The following is a 17,340-nucleotide window of genomic DNA, read 5'->3' as shown; positions in this document are numbered from 1 at the left end:
GCACCGCCCGCCATGACTGCGTTCGTCAAACCCGTCACGCTGGTGGGCCGGCACGTCACGCTGGAGCCGCTGCGCGCCGAGCATGCGGATGGCCTGCGCAGCGCCTGCGCCGACGGCGAGCTGTGGAAGCTCTGGTACACCAGCGTGCCCGCGCCCGAGCGGATCGAAACCGAGATCGCGCGGCGCCTGGCGCTGCAGGAACAGGGCTCGATGCTGCCGTTCGCGGTGCGCGACGCCGCCGGCGAGCTGGCGGGCATGACCACCTACATGAATGTCGACGCGACCCACCGGCGCGTGGAGATCGGCTCCACCTGGTATGCGCGCCGCGTCCAGCGCACGCCGCTGAACACGGAATGCAAGCTGATGCTGCTGGGCCATGCCTTCGAGCATCTCGACTGCATCGCCGTGGAATTCCGCACGCACTGGATGAACCAGCAGAGCCGCGCCGCCATCGCGCGCCTGGGCGCCAAGCAGGACGGCGTGCTGCGCAACCACCAGCGCATGCCGGACGGCTCCTTGCGCGACACCGTGGTGTTCTCGATCATCGCCAGCGAATGGCCGGCGGTGCGGCAACACCTGCAATTCCAGCTCGACCGTCCGCGCTGAAGCGGCCGCCGACTGAAAGCGAGGCATCATGCTGATCGATTTCTTCTTCTCGCTGCGCCACGCCAAGCTGCCGGTCTCGGTCAAGGAATACCTGACCATGCTGGAAGCACTCAAGGCGCAGGTCATCTCGCCGTCGATCGACGAGTTCTACTACCTGTCGCGCATGACGCTGGTCAAGGACGAGAAGCACTTCGACAAGTTCGACCAGACCTTCGCCGCCTACTTCAAGGGGGTCGAGAGCCTGGTCGACTGGAAGTCCGACATCCCGCTCGACTGGCTGCAGAAGACGCTGGAGCGCGAACTCTCGCCCGAGGAAAAAGCCAAGATCGAGGCCATGGGCGGCCTCGACAAGCTGATGGAGCGCCTCAAGCAGCTGCTGGAGGAGCAAAAGGAAAAGCACGAGGGCGGCAACAAGTGGATCGGCACGGGCGGCACCTCGCCCTTCGGCCACGGCGGCTACAACCCCGAGGGCATCCGCATCGGCGGCCCGTCCAAGGGCAACCGCACCGCCATCAAGGTGTGGGAGGCGCGCGCCTACAAGGACTATGACGACCAGGTCGAACTGGGCACGCGCAATATCAAGGTGGCGCTGCGCCGGCTGCGCCGCTTCGCCCGCGAAGGCGCCGACACCGAGCTGGACCTGGACGACACCATCCACTCCACCGCGGCCAACGCCGGCCTGCTCGACATCAAGCTGCGGCCCGAGCGCCACAACAAGGTCAAGGTGCTGATGCTGATGGACGTGGGCGGCTCGATGGACGACCACATCAAGCGCGTGGAAGAGCTGTTCTCGGCCACCAAGACCGAGTTCAAGCACCTGGAGTACTACTACTTCCACAACTGCCTGTACGACTACGTGTGGAAGAACAACCGCCGCCGCCACGCCGAGAAGCTGGCCACGTGGGACCTGCTGCACAAGTACACGCCCGACTACAAGATCATCTTCGTCGGCGACGCCACCATGAGCCCGTATGAGATCCTGCAGCCGGGCGGCTCGGTGGAGTACAACAACACCGAGGCCGGCGCGGTATGGCTGAACCGGATGACCGAGCAGTTCCCGCACTTCGTCTGGCTCAACCCGGAGCCGGAAGGCCTGTGGCAGTACCGGCAGTCGATCACAGTCATCAACCAGCTGATGAAGGGACGGATGTATCCGGTGACGCTGGCGGGGCTGGAACAGGCGATGAAGGTGCTGTCGAAGTAAGGCGGCGCTGGCTGCTGAAGCGCGCAAAGGGCGGCATCGACATGCCGCCCTTTTTCATGGGTCAGTCCACGGTGATGCCCGCCTGCCGGATGAACCTGCCATAGCGCGCGCGATCCACGTTCTGCCGCTCGGCAAACGCCTGGATGCTCAGCGGCGCCACCGCACCGCCCAGCTTGTTGACGTTGTCCTGCAGCTGCACGCCGGCGAGCGCGCGGTTGATCTCGCGGTTCATGCGCTCGACGATGGCCGGCGGCGTGCCGGCGGGCGCATAGACGCCGAAGGTCGAGTCGCCGTCGACGTCCTGCAGGCCGGCCTCGGCCAGCGTCGGCACGTCCGGGTATTGCGCCGCGCGCTTGGCGCTGGCCACCGCCAGCAGCCTGAGCTTGCCGCTGGCCACGTGCTGCAGGCCGGGGCCGGGATCGAACATGAACTGCACCTGCCCTGCCAGCAGGTCGCTCAGGGCCGGGGCCGCGCCCTTGTACGGCACGTGCACGGCGTCCAGCTTGCCGGCGCGCTTGAACATCTCGGCAGCGATATGCGGCGTGCTGCCGTTGCCGGCCGAGCCGTAGCTGAGCTTGCCCGGATGCTCGCGCACATAGGCGATGAACGCGTCCAGCGTCTTCGCCGGCACCGACGGATGCACCAGCAGGTAGACCCGCACAAGCGCCACCGATGCGACCGGGGTCAGGTCCTTGAGCGGGTCGTATGGCATCTTCTTGTAGAGGAAGGGGTCGATGGCCACCGCGCCGCCCGAGGTCAGCAGGAAGGTATAGCCATCGGCCGGCGCCTTGGCCACGGCATCGCCGCCAACGATGCCGTTGGCGCCCGGGCGGTTGTCGATCACCACCGGACGCTTCAGCGCCTCGGACAGACCGGGCGAGATGCCGCGCGCCAGCGTATCCGCGGCCCCGCCGGCGGGGAAGTTGACGACCAGCCGGATCGGCTTGTCCGGCCACGGCTGCGCGGCGGCCGGCGCGCTCACGCCAGCCAGCAGGCCCGGCGCGCACAGTGCGGCGCAAAGGGCGCGCGCGATACGGTGGGGGAATCGCATAATGGTTGTCTCCTGTCTTATGTTTTGCTACTGCCTGCCGCAGCGCTCCGCGGCGCCACTCAGAACGGATATTGCCGTGGCGTGGTCTGCACCGTGATCCAGCGCAGCTCGGTGAAGGCATCGATCCCGGCCTTGCCACCGAAGCGGCCATAGCCACTCGCCTTGACGCCGCCGAACGGCATCTGCGCCTCGTCTTGCACGGTCGGGCCATTGACGTGGCAGATGCCCGATTCGATGCGGCCGGCCACCCGCATCGCGCGCGCCACATCGCCGCCGAACACGGCCGCCGACAGCCCATAGGCGGAATCATTGGCACAGGCAATGGCCGCTTCCACGCCATCCACGCGCACCACGGCCTTGACCGGCCCGAACGATTCCTCGCGATAGATCTCCATGTCCGGCATCACGTGATCCAGCACCGTGGCCCGCATCAGCGTGTCGGTCGCCTTGCCGCCGCAGACCAGCCGCGCGCCCTTGGCCAGCGCGTCGTCGATCATCACGTTGCAGCGCTCGACGGTGCTCATGTCGACCACGGAGCCCAGAACCGCCGGGCCGGTGCGCGGATCCGCCAGCGGCAAGGCGCCGGCACGCGCGGCAAAGCGTGCCACGAAGGCGTCCGCGATGCTGGCATCCACCACGATGCGCTCGGTGGACATGCAGATCTGGCCCGAGTTGGCGAAGGCGCCGAAGATGGCACCGTCCACCGCGGCGTCCAGGTCCGCATCGTCGAGCACCACCAGCGGCGCCTTGCCGCCCAGCTCCAGCACCACGGGCTTCAGGTGGCGCGCGCAGGTCTGCGCGATCAGACGCCCCACGCGCGTGGAGCCGGTGAAGTTGATGCGGCGCACGGCCGGGTGGGCGATGATGGTCTCGACCACCGCGGCGGCATCGGCCGGGGCGTTGGTGACAAAGTTGACCACGCCCGCCGGGAAGCCCGCCTCCGCCAGCGCATCGACGATCAGGCCATGCGTGGCCGGACAGATCTCCGAACCCTTCAGGATGACCGTATTGCCGCACGCCAGCGCCGTGGCCACAGCGCGCACGCCCAGGATCACCGGTGCGTTCCACGGCGCGATGCCCAGCACCACGCCCGCGCCCTGCCGCACCGCCATCGCCAGGCTGCCCGGCACGTCGGAGGGGATCACCTCGCCGTTGATCTGCGTGGTCAGCGCGGCGGCCTCCTGCAGCATGCCGACGGCAAGGTGCACATTGAAGCCGGCCCACATCGCCGACGCACCGGTCTCCGCCGCCATCGCGGCGGTGAGTGCCCCGGCCTTGCCTTCGAGTGCCTGCGCCGCGCGCATGAGCAAGGCGCGCCGTTCGCCCGGACCGGTGTCGCGCCAGGCCGGGAAGGCGCGCGCGGCAGCGTCGGCCGCGGCCAGCGCATCGGCGCTCGTGGCTGCCGGCGCCCGCGTGGCCACGCTGTGGTCAAGCGGGTTGCGGCGCTCGAAGGTGGCACCGTTGGCGGCCTGCGTGCGCTCGCCGTTGATCAGCATGGTGATGTTTTGCATCCTGGAGTCTCCTGGAAGGGGTACTTCGTCTGTCGTCTGGCGCTGCGGCTCAGGCCACCTCGATCTCCACCACGGTCGGCACACGCATGCGCAGGGCTGTCGCCAGCGCTTCGCGCAATGCAGCAGGATGAGTCACCCGTGATGCCTCGCAACCATGCCCGAGCGCAATCGACACGAAATCCAGATCGGGCAATGCCGTGCCGACCAGCGGATCATCGCTGCCAAAGCCGAAGGTCGGCGCAAACTCCTGCAGGGCGGCATAGCGCCGGTTGTTGAGCACGATGAACGTGATCGGCAGGCCCAGTTGCGCGGCGCTCCACAGCGCCTGGATCGAATACATGCTGGAGCCGTCGCCGACCAGGCCGATCACCTTGCGCCCCGGCTTGCCCAGCGCGACGCCCACTGCCGCGGGCAGGCCGTAGCCAAGCCCGCCGCTGCACATCGTATAGAAGGTCTCGCTGCGCAGGATGGGCAGGTAGCGATGCATCACCGGGCGCGCGCTGGGCGCTTCCTCGACCACGATGGAATCGGGGTCGCGCAGCTCCGCCAGCGTCTGCAGGACATAGGCGACGGTCATCGGCGTGCCGGGCTCGGCGCGCGGTGCCGGCACGCGCGGGCGCGGGGCTTCGCGCCGCGGCGGCGCCGGGCGCGCCAGCAGGTCGGCCACGCCCTGGCGGATGCTGCCGACTGCGGCAGTGCCCACCGGCGCCCATGCGGCGATATTCGGATCGTCGATCAGCTGCACCACCTGCGCCCCGGGCGGCGCATGGGGGCCAAACCCCTCGACGTGATAGGTGAAGGCCGCCGCGCCCAGCGCGAAAACAAGGTCGTGGCCCGTGAGCAGCCCGACGATCTTCTCGCGCATCGCCGGCAGAAAGCCGGCAAACAGCGGATGGTCTTCCGGAAAGCCGCAGCGCCCCGACATCGGCGCCACCCACACCGCCGCCTGGTGCCGTTCCGCCAGCCGCACCACGTCGTCCCAGGCGCCATCGCGGTCCACGGCCGCGCCCACCACGAACGCCGGCCGGCGGCTGGCATCGAGAGCGTCGCCGATCTGCGCCAGCAGTGCCGGCTGCACGCGGCTTTCAGTGCTGACCGTGCGCGGCAGCACCGGCTCGCATGGCCGGGCCCAGTCATCGGCGGGAATCGAGATCAGCACCGGCCCGCGCGGCGGCTGCATGGCGATGTAGTAACCGCGCGCAATCGCCAGCGGCACGTCTTCGGCCCGCGCCGGCTCGCAACTCCACTTCACGTAGGGCTTGGGCAGTTCGGTGGCCTGAGCCGAGAACAAGAAGGGCTCGAACGGCAGGATCGAGCGCGCCTGCTGCCCGGCCGTGATCACCATCGGGGTGCGGTTCTTGTGGGCGGTGAAGATGCTGCCCATGGCATGGCCGACGCCGGCCGCCGAGTGCAGGTTGACGAAGGCCGCATTGCGGGTGGCCTGGGCATAGCCATCGGCCATCCCCACCACCACGGATTCCTGCAGGCCGAGGATGTAGCGGAAGTCGTCGGGGAAATCGAGGAACAGCGGCAGCTCGGTCGAGCCGGGATTGCCGAAGATGGTGGTCATGCCGAACGCGCGCACCAGGTCCAGCACCGCGGTGCGCACGGTGGTGGGAGTGGCGGAGGCGGCAGGCGAGGCAGAACTGGCCATGGTCGAGGAAGCTCCAGTGCGGAATTAGAGACAAAGCTTGCCGACCAGTATGGACAATCAGGCCTTGCCCAGAAATTGCCGTTTCGGGGCAAAGTCATTACGATTCGGCATGACCCTCGATCTGCGCCAGCTTCTTGCCTTCCTTGCGGTGTGCGAACACGGCAGCCTGGGCCGTGCGGCCACACAGCTGAACGTGACCCAGCCGGCACTGAGCCGCACCATCCAGCGGCTGGAAGCCCAGCTGGACGCGCCGCTGTTCGAACGCTATGCCACCGGCATGGTGCTGACCGCCTGCGGCGAGGCCCTGCTGCCGCACGCCAACCTTTTGCGCCACGAGGCCGAGCACGCCACCGAGGCCGTGCGCGCGCTGCGCGGGCTGGCCGCCGGCACCATCCGCGTGGGCACCGTCGCCAGCGTGGCCAGCGTGGTGCTGCCGGAGGCGATCGAGGCGGTGCTGGCACGCTGGCCCGGGCTGCGCGTGCGCATCGTCGAAGGGGTGGGAGATTTCCTGGCCGATGCGCTGCTGCGCCGCGAGATCGACCTGGTTATCGGCATCGCCTTGCCGGAGAACGAGGAAATCTGCGCCGTGGCGGATGTGGGCTGGAGCGACAGCAGCTTCGTGGTCGCCGCCGCCGGGCATCCGCTGATGGGCCGGCCGGCGCTGCGGCTGGCGGATACGGTCGGCTGCCGCTGGGTCATGCCGCCGCGCGGCACAGCGCCATTCGACGAACTGCAGCGGCTGTTTGCACGGGCCGGGCTGCCGCCGCCGGAGATCGTCGCCGAAACCCGCTCGATCATTGCGCTCAAGGCGCTGGTGGCACGCGCGGGCTTCCTCAGCTGGATGGCCGCGCCGATGTACGAGGCCGAGCAAAAGGCGGGCATGATCCAGCCGCTGCCCATTGAAGGCGCCCAGGCGCCGCGCCGGCTGGCGGTGTACCGGCGCCGCCAGGGCATCCTGCCGGCGCCGGCAGCGAAGCTGCTGGAGCAGTTGCGCCAGTTGACATCGGACGTGGGCTGAACGTCAGGCGGGCCGCGCCAGGTCGGCCCCTTCCATCACCCATGCGCGGAATGTGCGCAGCGCCGGCAGGTGCTGCTTCTGCTCCGGATAGCACAGGTAATAGCCCTTCTTGGCCAGCACCTGGGCCGGATGCGCCACCACCAGCGCCCCGGTGGCCAGTTCTTCCTCGATCAGGCAGCGCGGGATCAGCGCGATGCCCAGACCCGACAGCGCGGCTTGCGTGAGCAGCGAAAACTGGTCGAAGCGCGCGCCGCTCCAGGCCTCGCGGGTCGGCACGCCCAGCGTGGCGAACCAGTCGGGCCAGGCTTCGGGAACGGTGGTGTGGTGCAGCAGCGGATAGCGCAGCAGCGCGGCGGGCGTGGGCGCCACGCCGCCGGGCTCGGACGCCAGCAGGCCCGGGCGGCACACCGGCAGCACCTCGCGCCCGGTCATGTAGTCGGCCAGGCTGCCGGGCCAGACGCCGTCGCCGAAACGGATCGCGGCGTCCAGGTCCGGCTCGGAAAAATCGTAGCCCTGCGCGTGCGGCACGAATTCCAGCGTCACCTCCGGATGGCGCGCGAAAAACTGCGGCAGGCGCGGGATCAGCCACTTGGCGCCCAGCGTCGGCATGCTGGCGATATGCAGCACGCCGCCCCGCCCCTGCCGCGCCATCAGCTCGACGGTGGCGGCCTCCAGCTCGTTCAGGCTGGGGCCGATGCGCTCGAGGTAGCGCTCGCCCGCCTTGGTCAGCATCAGGCGCTGGCGCACGCGCTGGAACAGCTCCACGCCCAGGTAAGCCTCCAGGCTGCGCACCTGCTTGCTGACCGCGCCTTGCGTGACATGCAGTTCACGCGCGGCTACGGTAAAACTGTTATGACGCGCCGCAGCCTCGAAGGCCTGCAACTCGGTCAGCGACGGACATAGGCGTCGCATAAATCACCTCTACTTTACGACCAAATGGAATGAGCTAAGGATTTTATTTCGTTTGCGGCACGCTTGCCCGGGCGCGCAGAATCGTGAAATCCACTTTATTCCTCCCCTTCCCCTGGACCCCGTCATGCAACGTCGCCATCTTCTCCGACTCCTGGCCGCCGCTTCGGCCGCCGCCGCTGCCGGCATCTCCTTCAGCGCCTTCGCCCAGGCCGGCTACCCGACCAAGCCGATCACGCTGGTGGTGCCCTTCCCCGCAGGCGGCACCACCGACATCGTCGCGCGCATCGTCGCCGACAAGCTCGGCCAGCAACTGGGCCAGGCCGTGGTGGTGGACAACCGCGGCGGCGCCGGCGGCAGCATCGGCACCGCTTTCCTGTCCAAGGCGGCGCCGGACGGCTACACGCTGGGCATTGCCACGGCCTCGACCCATGGCATCAATCCGGCGGTCTACCCGCGCCTGTCCTACGATGCAACCAAGGACTTCACCACCATCACCAACCTGGCCTCGGTGCCCAACGTGATGAGCATCAACCCGGCGGTCAAGGCCACCGACATGAAGTCCTTCATCGCGCTGGCGCAGTCGCAGCCCAACAAGCTTGCCTATGGCTCGGCGGGCAACGGCAGCGTCTCGCACATGATGGGGGAACTGTTCAAGATGAGCAGCAAGACTGAACTGCTGCACGTGCCCTACAAGGGCGTGGGCCCGGCGCTGAACGACGCGCTGGCCGGCCAGGTGCAGGTGCTGTTCGACAACCTGCCGTCGTCGCTGCCGTTCATCGAAGGCGGCAAGCTGCGTGCGCTCGCCGTGGCAGCGCCCAAGCGCGTGGCCGCGCTGCCCAACGTGCCGACCTTTGCCGAACTGGGCCTGGGCGAAGTCAACGACGCCGCCTGGTTCGGCCTGATCGCACCGGCCAACCTGCCGGCGGATATCCAGACCAGGCTCCACACCGCCGCGGTCAAGGTGCTGGCACTGCCGGAAGTGAAGGCCAAGCTCGAGAAGCTGGGCGCGACCCCGGTGGGCGATACGCCGGCGCACTTTGCCGCCCAGATCAAGAGCGAAGTGGCCAAGAACAAGCGCGTGGCCGCCGCCGCCAAGATCTCGCTCGACTGATTCCACAGCAACACCATGACCGACACCGACCGAACCACCGCGGACAGTCCGTTCTACCTGTACCAGCCCGAGGGCGAGCCCGCGGCGCTGTTCCTGGACTCGCCGCACAGCGCGACGACCTACCCGACGGACTTCCGCCCCGACCCCGCGCTACCGCTGGAACTGCTGCGCCAGGCCGAAGACACCTTTGTCGACGAGCTCTACGCCGGCGCCCCGGCGCGCGGCATCCCGCTGCTGTGCGCGGGCTTCCCGCGCAGCTATCTGGACGCCAACCGCGCGCTGGAAGAAATCGACGAAGCCCTGCTCGACACACCGTGGCCCGGCGCCAGGCAGGAGACCTCCAAGACCCGGCTGGGCAAGGGCCTGGTCTGGCGCGTGCTGGACACTGGCGAGGCCATCTACGACCGCAAGCTGAGCGTGGAAGAAGTGCAGGCGCGCATCAACCGCTGCTACCTGCCCTATTACGCGCAGCTGCAGAAGCTGGCCGACCGCGCCGTCGCCAGCCACGGCAGCGCCTGGCATATCAACTGCCATTCGATGCCGAGCCACGCCGCGCCATTCGCCACCGAGTTCCCGGGGCTGGAGCATCCGGACTTCGTGGTGGGTGACCGCGACGGCACCACCTGCGACAAGCGCTTCACCGACCGGGTCGAGGGCGTGCTCAAGGAGATGGGCTACGACGTCTGGCGCAACCACCCGTACAAGGGCGTGGAGATCGTGCGCGTGGTGGGACAGCCCCAGGCCGGCTGCCACAGCCTGCAGCTGGAGGTCAACCGCAAGCTCTATATGGACGAGGTGGGCCTGACGCATACCGCGGGCTTTGCCAGGCTGCGCCATGACCTGAACCTGCTGCTCGACGAGCTGCTGCGCTTTACGCGCTCGATGCCGTCGCGCGTGGCCTGACCCGGGCCGGGGCTGCGCCACGCAGCCCCGCATACGCTGCGGGTTCACCGCAGTTGTGCGAGAGAAGGGATTCCTGCTAGTGCACAAGTCACTTGCTGCACGACCTCAAGCCTTGGAAGAATGGGTAACAAGATTTAGGAACTTTGTCAGATAGGTTTCCTCTATCATGGCATTCCTTGCGAACCCATCTTGCCTGCCGGCCCCTGCGGCCCCGCGGGCAAAACCCAAGAACGCACACACCGCTCACACCGTGATCCGACGAATCTCCGAACTGCTCGGCAGCCGGCTCCGCATGGTGGCTGCCGCAGTGGCCGGTGCGATCGCGCTGGCAGGCTGCGCCAATATGCCGGCCGATGATGCCAGCGCCGGCCCTGCCCCGGCACCCACCGCCGCGCCCGCCCGACCTGCCGCCGCCCCGGCACCCGCCACTTCCACTCCGCCCACCAAGACCGTCACCCTGCCCGACCGTGGCCGCGTCAGCCTGTCCGAGTACCGGACCCGCATGCGCGAACAACTGATGAAGACCGAGAACGCCACCAGCGACGTGGCGGACTGCGCCGCCCACGCCAGCTGGGTGGTGCCGCGCTCGGCCAGCTACGATGCATTGAAGATCCCCACCGGCGCGCTCGCCGCGGGACAGGCCACGACCGAGCCATGGAACGGACGCTTCTCGCCCGGCAAGCAGGCCGTGCCGGTCAGCTCGGTGGTCACCTTCGCCGCTACCGCGCACAAGCGCCGCGGCAGCGACGACTGGCAGCCGGTGAAGGTGCGCTGCGGTTATGACGACGGCATGATGCTGGCGTATGAGCTGCTGGACAGCGGCGGCGCCACCATCAGCGAACCGGCTGCCGAGCCGGCCGTGCCTGCTGCTACGCACACTTCGGCAAGCAAGAGCCGCAAGGGGGCCAAAGGCAAGAGCACGGCGTCGAAGTCGGACAAGGCGTCGGCGTCCAAGTCGTCGAAGTCAACGACCGCCAAGTCCACCTCCGGCCCGGCCAAGACGACCAGCAAGACCAAGAAGAAGCAATAGGCGCAAAGCGGGCGCACCGCGTCCGCGCCAAGGCCGTTCCGGCCCACCCGGTTTCGTCCGGTTGGGCCGTTTGCGCTGGCTCAGCCCAGGTAGTCCAGGATCGCCTGCAGCATCGCCGTCCCCAGCAGCGCGCTGCGCGCGCCGTTCCAGCCGACCGCCGGATCCGGCAGATCGGCATTGTCCTTGAACGGCATCTCCAGCGTCAGCGCCAGGCAGCCGAAGGTATGGCCGATGTACTTGGACGCCAGCTTGAGTGCATCCGCGTTGTACTTGCTGGCCGCGTAGCCGTGCACATCCTGGAAATCCGGCGAGGCCCGCTTGAAGGCCTCGATAAAGCGCTGCTGCTCGCGCCGGCGCGCCTCGGTAAAGCCCGGCAGCATCTCGCTGCCGGCGACGAAGTTGTACGGCAGTCCCTCGTCACCATGGATGTCGAAGAACATGTCGCAGCCGCTGGCCTCGATGGCGCGGCGCACGTGGTAGACCTCGGGGCTGGTATCCGGGCTCGGCGCCATCCACTCGCGGTTCAGGTTGGCGCCGGCGGCATTGGTGCGCAGGTTGCCGCGCGCCGAACCGTCCGGGTTCATGTTCGGCACGATATGGAAGACCGCGCGCTCCAGCAGCTTGCGCGCGACCGGGTCGCCCGCCCACATGCCGGTGCCGGTCAGGCGCTGCAGCACGCCTTCGACAAACCATTCGGCCATGCTCTCGCCCGGGTGCTGGCGCGCGATCATCCAGACGGTCTTCTTGCCGGGGCCGGGCTGGCCCAGCGTGACGCGGGTCATGTCGCGCCCGTCCACGGTGCTGCCCAGGTGCGACAGCCGCGCCAGCGGCGAGCGCTGGCAACTGGCCAGCAGCGACAGGTGGCGCTCATCCGGATACGGCTCGAAATACGCAAACCAGATGCTGTCGTGCTCGGGCGTGCATTCCACCGTCATCACCTGGCCGTCGAAGCGCGTCGGCACGCGGAACCAGTTGGCGCGGTCGTACGAGGCCACCGCGCGGTAGTCGCGCCATCCATCCGGATAGGTGCAGTCGCCGGCGTTCAGGAAGTGCATCCGGCACGCCTGCCCCGCCGCGCCCTGCAGGCGGAAATGGAACCACTGGCGGAAGTCGGCGTGCGAGTCGGCGCGGATGCGCAGGCGGATATCGTCGGCGCGGTCGAGTGCCTCGACCTCGATGGCGCCGGAGTCGAATTGCGAAGAGATATGCATGTCGGCAGGCATGGCTGGCAGTCTCGTGGCGATGGGTTTCAGTCTTCCAGGCGGCGGCGGAACACCCAGCGGGTGGCATCCGAGGCCGCGGCGTCGAAGGCGTAGCCGTCCTCGGCAAAGCGCTTGAGCTTTTCCGGCTCGGTCACGCGCTGCGTCACCGCGTAGCGTGCCATGGTGCCGCGCGCGCGCTTGGCGTGGAACGAAATGATCTTGTAGCGGCCGCCCTTCCAGTCCTCGAACACCGGCGTGACGATGCGCGCCTGCAGCACCTTGGCCCGCACCACCTTGAAATACTCTTCCGAGGCCAGGTTGACCAGCACCGGCGCGCCTTCCTGCTTGAGCGCGGCCATGTCGGCGTTGATCATCTGCGTAACATCGTCGCCCCAGAACGCGTACAGGTCCTTGCCGGCAACGTTATCGAGGCGCGTCCCCATCTCCAGACGGTAGGGCTGCATCCAGTCCAGCGGGCGCAGCACGCCGTACAGGCCGGACAGGATGCGGATGTGCTTCTGCGCAAAGCCGAGGTCATCGGCCGACAGCGTCTTCGCGTCCAGGCCATCGTAGACGTCGCCATTGAAGGCCAGCACCGCCTGCTTGCTGTTGGCCGCGGTGAACTCCGGCGACCAGTCGCCGTAGCGCGTCACATTGAGCACCGCGAGCTTGTCGGAGATGTCCATCAGCGCGCCCACATCCTGCGGCGCCAGCTTGCGCAGGCGCTCGATCAGCGTGGCGGAACGGTCGATAAAGCGCGGCAGCGTATGGGTCTTGAGGCGCGGAGGAGTCTCATAGTCCAGCGACTTGGCGGGAGACAAAACGATGAGCATGGCAAAATCGCGGCAGTAGCCAAGGACAAACAAGCCAAGATTGTAGCGAATGCGCCTCGACACCACCGGAACCACCCTCTTCGCCAGCCCCGCCGGCGTCACATCAGCGCCGCGCGTGGTGCTCGACTCCAACATCTGGGTGGACCTGCTGGTCTTCCGCGACCCCCATGTGGAGCCGATCCGCACCGCGCTTGAGGCCGGCACCATCGCCCCGGTGATCCGCGCCGACTGCCGCGAGGAACTGCGCCGGGTGCTGGCCTATCCGCAATTTGCCCGCTTTGACGTCGATATCGATGCCGCGCTGGCCACTGTCGACCGCCTCGCCAGCCTGGAAGCCGCGCCGCCGCAGGCCGACTACGACGCCATCAGCCTGCCGCGCTGCAAGGACACCGACGACCAGAAGTTCATCGAGCTGGCCCACTTTGCCGGCGCCGCCTGCCTGGTATCGAAGGACAAGGCCGTGCTCAAGCTGCGCAGCCGCCTGCGCCGCAGCAGCGGCGTGGAAGTGATGACGCCACCGGCCTTCGGCGCCTGGCTGGCCGCGCTTGGCGCCGCCAGCGCCGCCGATCCGCTTTAGAATGTCGGCTCCCGGCGCCGCCTACGTGGTGGCGCCGCACGCCTGATCGCACCCCGTCCCCACCGCATCGACACGTTCGCATCATGTCCGCAGACACCACCCACACCCAGTTGACGCCGCTGACCCCGCCGCCTTCGCGCCTGCCCGCCGTCGGCACCACCATCTTCACCGTGATGTCCGCGCTGGCCACCGAGAAGAACGCCGTCAACCTGGGCCAGGGCTTCCCAGACTTCGACTGCGACCCCAGGATCGTCGATGCCGTGACCGCTGCCATGCGTGCCGGCCATAACCAGTACCCGCCGATGGCTGGCGTGCCGCGCCTGCGCCAGGCCATCGCCGCCAAGATCGCCAGCCTCTATGGCCACCAGTACAGCTGGGACACCGAGATCACCGTCACCGCCGGCGCCACCCAGGGCATCCTGACCGCGATCCTGTGCGCGGTGCATCCGGGCGACGAGGTGATCGTGCTGGAGCCGTGCTACGACAGCTACCTGCCCGCGATCGAGCTGGCCGGCGCCACCGCCGTGCCGGTCACGCTGGAAGCGCCGGAATTCCGCGTGCCCTTCGACAAGCTGGCCGCCGCGATCACGCCGCGCACGCGCATGGTCCTGATCAACACGCCGCACAACCCCACCGGCACGATCTTGCGCGCGGCCGACATGGACCAGCTGGCGCAGATCCTGGCCGGCACCGACATCCTGCTGCTCTCGGACGAGGTCTACGAGCACATGGTCTACGACGGCCAGCAGCACGCCTCGGTCTCGCGCCATCCTGAGCTTGCGCGCCGCAGCTTCGTGATCTCGAGCTTCGGCAAGACCTACCACGTGACCGGCTGGAAGGTCGGCTACGTGGCCGCGCCGGCCGCGCTGATGGCCGAGTTCCGCAAGGTGCACCAGTTCAACGTGTTCACCGTGAACACGCCGGTGCAGCACGGCCTGGCCGACTACATGGCCGATCCCGCGCCCTACCTGCAGCTGTCGGCGTTCTACCAGGCCAAGCGCGACTTCTTCCGCGCCGGGCTGGCCAACAGCCGCTTCAAGCTGCTGCCGTCGGACGGCACCTACTTCCAGTGCGTCGACTACTCGGCCATTTCCGACCTGAGCGAGGCCGACTTCGCCATGTGGCTGACGCGCGAGATCGGCGTGGCCGCGATCCCGGTCTCGGCCTTCTACACGCAGCCGCGTGAATCGGGCGTGGTGCGTTTCTGCTTTGCGAAGAAGGAAGAGACACTGGCGCTGGCGCTGGAGCGGCTGGGCAAGCTGTAGGCGCAGGCCTGGCCTCTGCGCCAACGAAAAACGCCCGCGATCCAATCGCGGGCGTTTTACCTTGTGCCGCCGGTTTTGTGGCCGGCTTGTTGCCGGTTACTTGTTGCTGCGGCTCGCCATCAGCTCAAGATTGGCCTTGCGGTCGGCATTGACCTTCTGCACCGATTCGCGCGCCGACAGCGTCTTCAGGTAGTCCTTGACCGGCAGGTCGGCCAGCAGATCGGTGCCGTAGATGATCTTGGTGCACGACGACACCAGCGGCAGGTGCGCCGCGGCGGCGCAGTCGGCCAGCGTGAAGGTGTCGCCGGCGATATACGGCGAGAACTTCGCCAGCTTGGCGAAGGCGGGGACATAGCGCGTCAGCAGCTTGTGCTGGCGTTCCTTGACGCCATCGCTGACCTTGCCGCCGAAGAATGCCTCGGGGTACAGTTCGCGCGCGGTCAGCTCCAGGTACAGTTCCATGAAGACGACGATCTCGCGCACCTTGGCGGCCTGGTACGGGTCGCCCGGCAGCAGCGGCGTCTGCGGATAGGCCGCCTCTACGTAGTCGACGATGGCTTCGGACTCGCACAGCGGGCCGGATTCGGTGATGATGTAGGGCACCTTGCCCGCGGGCGTGGCTGCCGGGTCGGTCTGGCCGATCCAGGCCAGCACCTCTTCGAACGGCACGTTCTTTTCCAGCAGCGCCAGCTTCACTTTGTTGTAGTAGTTGCTGGCGGCAAAACCGCAGAGCTTCAGCATGTCGTCTCTCTCCGTTATTGGAATGATCCCCGCATCGCCCGGTGCGGATGTCGGGTGATTGTGGACCATCCGGGGTCTGCAGTGTACCGGCTGGCCGATCAGCGCACGCCGCCTGCCCCGCTGGACTGTCGCGGAAGGTGCAAAAAACGTACGATCGTGCTAATTTAACCACAACTTCTGGGACGAATGATGAGCACTTTCACCATCGATACGCTGGGTATCGTCGGCACCGGCGCCATGGGCCGGGGCATCGCGCAGATCGCCGCGCAGGCGGGCCTGACCGTCAACCTGTACGACACCAACCCGCAAGCGGTGGCCGCCGCGCGCCAGTACCTGCAGGACACGCTGGCGAAGCTCGCCGACAAGGGCAAGATCAGCGCTGCCGACGCCGAGGCCACGCTGGCCCGCGTCAAGCCCTGCGGCACGCTGGAAGACCTGGCCGGCTGCGACATGGTGCTGGAAGCCATCGTCGAGAAACTGGAAGTCAAGCGCGACCTGATCGCCAAGCTCGAAGCGGTCCTGCGTGAAGACGCCGTCATTGCCTCCAACACGTCGTCGCTGTCGATCACTGCCATCGCAGTCGGCGCCAGGCACCCGGGCCGTATCGCCGGCTACCACTTCTTCAACCCGGTGCCGCTGATGAAGGTGGTCGAGGTCATCGACGGCCTGTCGGGCAACCCCGCGGTGGGCGACGCGCTGATGGCATTGTCGCGCCGCATGGGCCATACGCCGGTGCGCTGCAAGGACATGCCGGGCTTTATCGTCAACCATGCCGGCCGCGGCATGAATATCGAAGGCCTGAAGGTCGCGCAGGAAGGCGTGGCCGGGTTTTCCGACATCGACAACATCATGCGCGAGCAGGCCGGCTTCCGCATGGGGCCGTTTGAGCTGATGGACCTGACCGGGCTGGACGTGTCGCACCCGGTGATGGAATCGATCTACAACCAGTTCTACCAGGAACCGCGCTACCGCCCCTCGCCGATCACCGCGATCCGCGCGGTCGGCGGGCTGATCGGCCGCAAGGCGGGTGCTGGTTTCTATTCGTACGCCGATGGCCAGAAGAAAGTGCCGGCCGCTGCCGCGGTGCCGGGCGCGCGCCCGTCGAGCGTGTGGGTCAGCCACGCCAGCGAGCGCGGCCACGCCATGGTGAGCAAGCTGCTGGGCGCGCTGGGCGTGACCCCGGAAGGCGGCAACAAGCCGTCGGCCGATGCGCTGATCATCGTCACCCCGCTCGGCCTGGACGCCACCACCAGCGCGCTGCAACAGGGCCTGGACCCGGCCCGCACCGTCGCCATCGACACGCTGCTGCCGTTCGAGGCCACCAAGCGCCGCACGCTGATGACCACGCCGGCCACCAGCGCCGCCGCCCGTGATGCCGCGCACGGCCTGTTTGGCAGCGACGGCGTGCCGGTCACGGTGATCCGCGACTCGGCCGGCTTCGTCGCGCAGCGCGTGCTCTGCTGCATCATCAATATCGCCAGCGATATCGCGCAGCAACGCATCGCCACGCCGTCGGACATCGACCTCGCCGTCAACCTGGGCCTGGGCTATCCCAAGGGCCCGCTGGCGCTGGGCGATGCGGTCGGCCCGCAACTGGTGCTGGAGACGCTGCGCAACATGGAAGCGCTCACCGGCGACATGCGCTACCGCCCGAGCCCGTGGCTGTGGCGCCGTGCCGGCCTGGGCCTGTCGCTGCTGGCCGAAGAGCAGTAAGCCCGCCAC

At 68.0% G+C, this 17,340-nt stretch carries 16 protein-coding genes; 9 read left to right on the top strand and 7 right to left on the bottom strand.

Annotated features, from left to right (window positions below; all coding sequences use genetic code 11):
- The first annotated feature begins 12 nt into the window (after positions 1 to 12).
- Together KB879_RS05555 and KB879_RS05550 are read left to right on the top strand one after the other, a co-directional pair.
- Positions 13 to 606, top strand: coding sequence for a GNAT family N-acetyltransferase (locus tag KB879_RS05555; protein WP_013956077.1), 594 nt, complete (start codon positions 13 to 15; stop codon positions 604 to 606).
- Between the two features lie 28 nt (positions 607 to 634).
- Positions 635 to 1,810 carry a VWA domain-containing protein gene (locus tag KB879_RS05550; protein ID WP_013956076.1) on the top strand — a complete coding sequence of 392 codons (1,176 nt, stop codon included), beginning with the start codon at positions 635 to 637 and terminating at the stop codon, positions 1,808 to 1,810.
- Between the two features lie 61 nt (positions 1,811 to 1,871).
- Here the strand turns inward: KB879_RS05550 and KB879_RS05545 are convergent, their stop codons facing one another.
- From KB879_RS05545 to mdlC, 3 genes are read right to left on the bottom strand one after another with little or no spacing between them, the layout of a single operon-like run.
- Complete coding sequence (locus KB879_RS05545; RefSeq protein ID WP_013956075.1) at positions 1,872 to 2,861, bottom strand: tripartite tricarboxylate transporter substrate binding protein; 990 nt, start codon at positions 2,859 to 2,861, stop codon at positions 1,872 to 1,874.
- A 59-nt stretch (positions 2,862 to 2,920) separates the two neighbouring features.
- Positions 2,921 to 4,372, bottom strand: coding sequence for an aldehyde dehydrogenase (locus KB879_RS05540; RefSeq protein ID WP_013956074.1), 1,452 nt, complete (start codon positions 4,370 to 4,372; stop codon positions 2,921 to 2,923).
- A 49-nt stretch (positions 4,373 to 4,421) separates the two neighbouring features.
- On the bottom strand, positions 4,422 to 6,026 hold the full coding sequence (mdlC, locus tag KB879_RS05535) for a benzoylformate decarboxylase (protein ID WP_013956073.1): 1,605 nt from the start codon (positions 6,024 to 6,026) through the stop codon (positions 4,422 to 4,424).
- A gap of 109 nt (positions 6,027 to 6,135) precedes the next feature.
- On the opposite strand from mdlC, the gene KB879_RS05530 reads away from it, so the two are divergent.
- Positions 6,136 to 7,044: a LysR family transcriptional regulator gene (locus KB879_RS05530; protein ID WP_249221257.1), complete on the top strand. Its 909-nt coding sequence runs from the start codon at positions 6,136 to 6,138 to the stop codon at positions 7,042 to 7,044.
- Between the two features lie 3 nt (positions 7,045 to 7,047).
- On the opposite strand, the gene KB879_RS05525 is transcribed toward KB879_RS05530, so the two are convergent.
- Positions 7,048 to 7,956, bottom strand: coding sequence for a LysR substrate-binding domain-containing protein (locus KB879_RS05525; RefSeq protein ID WP_013956071.1), 909 nt, complete (start codon positions 7,954 to 7,956; stop codon positions 7,048 to 7,050).
- A gap of 124 nt (positions 7,957 to 8,080) precedes the next feature.
- On the opposite strand from KB879_RS05525, the gene KB879_RS05520 reads away from it, so the two are divergent.
- The 3 genes from KB879_RS05520 to KB879_RS05510 all read left to right on the top strand — a co-directional run bounded on the left by KB879_RS05520 (position 8,081) and on the right by KB879_RS05510 (position 11,000).
- A complete protein-coding gene (locus KB879_RS05520; RefSeq protein WP_013956070.1) occupies positions 8,081 to 9,067 on the top strand; it encodes a tripartite tricarboxylate transporter substrate binding protein in 987 nt (328 codons plus the stop codon).
- Between the two features lie 15 nt (positions 9,068 to 9,082).
- Positions 9,083 to 9,970, top strand: coding sequence for an N-formylglutamate amidohydrolase (locus tag KB879_RS05515; protein WP_013956069.1), 888 nt, complete (start codon positions 9,083 to 9,085; stop codon positions 9,968 to 9,970).
- A gap of 250 nt (positions 9,971 to 10,220) precedes the next feature.
- Entirely contained in the window at positions 10,221 to 11,000 is a 780-nt protein-coding gene (locus KB879_RS05510; protein ID WP_371827391.1) for a BspC domain-containing protein, read from the top strand.
- Between the two features lie 80 nt (positions 11,001 to 11,080).
- On the opposite strand, the gene KB879_RS05505 is transcribed toward KB879_RS05510, so the two are convergent.
- Entirely contained in the window at positions 11,081 to 12,223 is a 1,143-nt protein-coding gene (locus tag KB879_RS05505; protein WP_013956067.1) for a M14-type cytosolic carboxypeptidase, read from the bottom strand.
- Between the two features lie 26 nt (positions 12,224 to 12,249).
- Positions 12,250 to 13,035, bottom strand: coding sequence for a peroxide stress protein YaaA (yaaA, locus tag KB879_RS05500; RefSeq protein ID WP_041228327.1), 786 nt, complete (start codon positions 13,033 to 13,035; stop codon positions 12,250 to 12,252).
- A gap of 49 nt (positions 13,036 to 13,084) precedes the next feature.
- On the opposite strand from yaaA, the gene KB879_RS05495 reads away from it, so the two are divergent.
- Together KB879_RS05495 and KB879_RS05490 are read left to right on the top strand one after the other, a co-directional pair.
- Positions 13,085 to 13,612, top strand: coding sequence for a putative toxin-antitoxin system toxin component, PIN family (locus tag KB879_RS05495; RefSeq protein WP_013956066.1), 528 nt, complete (start codon positions 13,085 to 13,087; stop codon positions 13,610 to 13,612).
- Between the two features lie 83 nt (positions 13,613 to 13,695).
- Positions 13,696 to 14,877, top strand: a complete 1,182-nt coding sequence (locus tag KB879_RS05490) for a pyridoxal phosphate-dependent aminotransferase (protein ID WP_153955618.1) — start codon at positions 13,696 to 13,698, stop codon at positions 14,875 to 14,877.
- Positions 14,878 to 14,973: 96 nt separating this feature from the next.
- On the opposite strand, the gene KB879_RS05485 is transcribed toward KB879_RS05490, so the two are convergent.
- Positions 14,974 to 15,618: a glutathione S-transferase gene (locus tag KB879_RS05485; RefSeq protein WP_013956063.1), complete on the bottom strand. Its 645-nt coding sequence runs from the start codon at positions 15,616 to 15,618 to the stop codon at positions 14,974 to 14,976.
- A gap of 189 nt (positions 15,619 to 15,807) precedes the next feature.
- Here KB879_RS05485 and KB879_RS05480 point away from each other — a divergent pair, with 189 nt between their 5' ends.
- On the top strand, positions 15,808 to 17,331 hold the full coding sequence (locus KB879_RS05480) for a 3-hydroxyacyl-CoA dehydrogenase (protein ID WP_013956062.1): 1,524 nt from the start codon (positions 15,808 to 15,810) through the stop codon (positions 17,329 to 17,331).
- Positions 17,332 to 17,340 lie beyond the last annotated feature (9 nt).

Source organism: Cupriavidus sp. KK10 (assembly GCF_018223725.1).
GTDB classification, from domain to species: domain Bacteria; phylum Pseudomonadota; class Gammaproteobacteria; order Burkholderiales; family Burkholderiaceae; genus Cupriavidus; species Cupriavidus necator.
Note: the sequence above shows the minus strand (reverse complement) of the source record. Positions and strands in the feature narration are given on the sequence as shown.

What these genes read in the sequence shown, in the direction of transcription:
- KB879_RS05495 (WP_013956066.1), top strand. Translation starts at nt 13,085, where the DNA reads ATGCGCCTCGACACCACCGGAACCACCCTCTTCGCCAGCCCCGCCGGC.
- KB879_RS05520 (WP_013956070.1), top strand. Translation starts at nt 8,081, where the DNA reads ATGCAACGTCGCCATCTTCTCCGACTCCTGGCCGCCGCTTCGGCCGCC.
- KB879_RS05550 (WP_013956076.1), top strand. Translation starts at nt 635, where the DNA reads ATGCTGATCGATTTCTTCTTCTCGCTGCGCCACGCCAAGCTGCCGGTC.
- mdlC (WP_013956073.1), bottom strand. Translation starts at nt 6,026, where the DNA reads ATGGCCAGTTCTGCCTCGCCTGCCGCCTCCGCCACTCCCACCACCGTG.
- KB879_RS05540 (WP_013956074.1), bottom strand. Translation starts at nt 4,372, where the DNA reads ATGCAAAACATCACCATGCTGATCAACGGCGAGCGCACGCAGGCCGCC.
- KB879_RS05490 (WP_153955618.1), top strand. Translation starts at nt 13,696, where the DNA reads ATGTCCGCAGACACCACCCACACCCAGTTGACGCCGCTGACCCCGCCG.
- yaaA (WP_041228327.1), bottom strand. Translation starts at nt 13,035, where the DNA reads ATGCTCATCGTTTTGTCTCCCGCCAAGTCGCTGGACTATGAGACTCCT.
- KB879_RS05530 (WP_249221257.1), top strand. Translation starts at nt 6,136, where the DNA reads ATGACCCTCGATCTGCGCCAGCTTCTTGCCTTCCTTGCGGTGTGCGAA.
- KB879_RS05555 (WP_013956077.1), top strand. Translation starts at nt 13, where the DNA reads ATGACTGCGTTCGTCAAACCCGTCACGCTGGTGGGCCGGCACGTCACG.
- KB879_RS05515 (WP_013956069.1), top strand. Translation starts at nt 9,083, where the DNA reads ATGACCGACACCGACCGAACCACCGCGGACAGTCCGTTCTACCTGTAC.
- KB879_RS05485 (WP_013956063.1), bottom strand. Translation starts at nt 15,618, where the DNA reads ATGCTGAAGCTCTGCGGTTTTGCCGCCAGCAACTACTACAACAAAGTG.
- KB879_RS05545 (WP_013956075.1), bottom strand. Translation starts at nt 2,861, where the DNA reads ATGCGATTCCCCCACCGTATCGCGCGCGCCCTTTGCGCCGCACTGTGC.
- KB879_RS05525 (WP_013956071.1), bottom strand. Translation starts at nt 7,956, where the DNA reads ATGCGACGCCTATGTCCGTCGCTGACCGAGTTGCAGGCCTTCGAGGCT.
- KB879_RS05480 (WP_013956062.1), top strand. Translation starts at nt 15,808, where the DNA reads ATGAGCACTTTCACCATCGATACGCTGGGTATCGTCGGCACCGGCGCC.
- KB879_RS05505 (WP_013956067.1), bottom strand. Translation starts at nt 12,223, where the DNA reads ATGCCTGCCGACATGCATATCTCTTCGCAATTCGACTCCGGCGCCATC.